This window comes from Lysobacter sp. Soil_N_23 (assembly GCF_057656135.1).
The window spans coordinates 1-496 of sequence record NZ_JBDGKY010000051.1 but is presented as its reverse complement, the minus strand read 5'-3'; the positions used below and the strand labels follow the sequence as shown (position 1 = coordinate 496).

The following is a 496-nucleotide window of genomic DNA, read 5'->3' as shown; positions in this document are numbered from 1 at the left end:
TCCCTTGTAAGTTGTTTCACTCCGCGCCAGACCGTTATCCCTCGGATTCCCAGATCGTCAGTGAGCTTGGGTCGGCGCGGAATTTTCCATACACAACCCGAACAGTTGCCTGGGCATAAAGCCCGATTCTGCAAGGCAGGGTAGGAGGAGGCTGGACGATGACGAATGAAAATTGGATCGGTATCGATGTGGCCAAGGCGCGGCTGGACGTCCATCAGTCGGCCGGGGATCGCGATGAGGTGTTTGCCAACGACGAGGACGGTATCGCCGGATTGGTCCGCACGCTGCAGGACGGTGCGCCTACGCTGATCGTGCTGGAGGCGACCGGGGGCTTGGAACGGGCGCTGGTGGCGCAACTGCTGGCCGCGCGCCTGCCGGTGGCGGTGGTCAATCCGCGGCAGGTGCGTGATTTTGCCAAGGCTAGCGGGCGCCTGGCCAAGACCGACCGGCTGGATGCCCGGGTGCTGGCCCATTTTGCGCAAGCCATCCGCCCCGC

General features: G+C 63.5%; 1 protein-coding gene. It reads left to right on the top strand.

Translation table 11 applies throughout. From position 1 onward, the window contains the following. Positions 1–158: 158 nt before the first annotated feature. Positions 159–496: IS110 family transposase (locus tag AC3A3X_RS17835; protein ID WP_487584313.1), on the top strand; the 338-nt coding region annotated here is incomplete at its 3' end.